Source organism: Acinetobacter sp. 809848, assembly GCF_000581275.1.
GTDB lineage: Bacteria > Pseudomonadota > Gammaproteobacteria > Pseudomonadales > Moraxellaceae > Acinetobacter > Acinetobacter pittii.
Genome location: NZ_JEXG01000166.1, coordinates 1 through 784, shown reverse-complemented (window position 1 = coordinate 784; position 784 = coordinate 1). Strand labels below are relative to the sequence as shown.

Sequence of the window (784 nt, the reverse complement as noted above, 5' to 3'; positions counted from 1 at the left end):
GCAGTTAATGACACGTCAGGTTGGTCTCAATTTACGTAAAGTACCTTTTTCATTAGATTTACTTAATCCATGGCGTTTACCTGTCATGGTTGAGTTTAATGACGGACAAGTCGGTGTAATTGATAAGGCCGATACTCAAGGAAATGTCAGTATCCAGTTTAGTGGGGATCAGGGACTTTCGCAAAATGCGTCTTTAAGTGCTTTGAAAGATACGGTCAAAAATATTTATATTCTGCGCCCTGAAACTTCAATTCCCGATGCGCGTATTGATGAATATATCAAACCATACGAAGCAAGCTGGTTCTGGTCGATTGTTTTAAGAGACTGGAAACGCTACGTTGATATTATGTTTGCCTCACTGATTGCCAACGTATTGGCACTGGCAACCATTATTTTCTCAATGCAAGTGTATGACCGTGTTGTACCATCTCAGTCTATCCCGACTCTATGGGTGCTAGCAGGCGGTGTACTCATTGCAGCACTTTTTGAGTTTACCTTACGTATATCACGGGTCTATTTATCCGATATTATCGGTAAACGTGCTGACTTACGGGTGTCTGACCGTGTATTTGGTCATGCCCTACGTATCAAGAATAAAGACCGTTCAAAGTCTACCGGTAGTTTTATTTCCCAGATTCGTGAGCTCGAAGGTGTGCGTGAACTGGTGACTTCAACCACCATTACTGCGATGGCAGATTTTCCGTTCTTTTTCCTGTTCCTGATCATTTTTGCGATTATCGGTGGAAAACTGTTTTGGGTGATGTTGCTGGTTGTGCCACTTATG

1 protein-coding gene is annotated in these 784 nt (G+C 42.3%); it reads left to right on the top strand.

Translation table 11 applies throughout. The features are described from left to right. Positions 1-784 (top strand): ABC transporter transmembrane domain-containing protein (locus J536_RS24580; protein ID WP_265596803.1); only part of this gene is annotated, 784 nt, incomplete at both ends.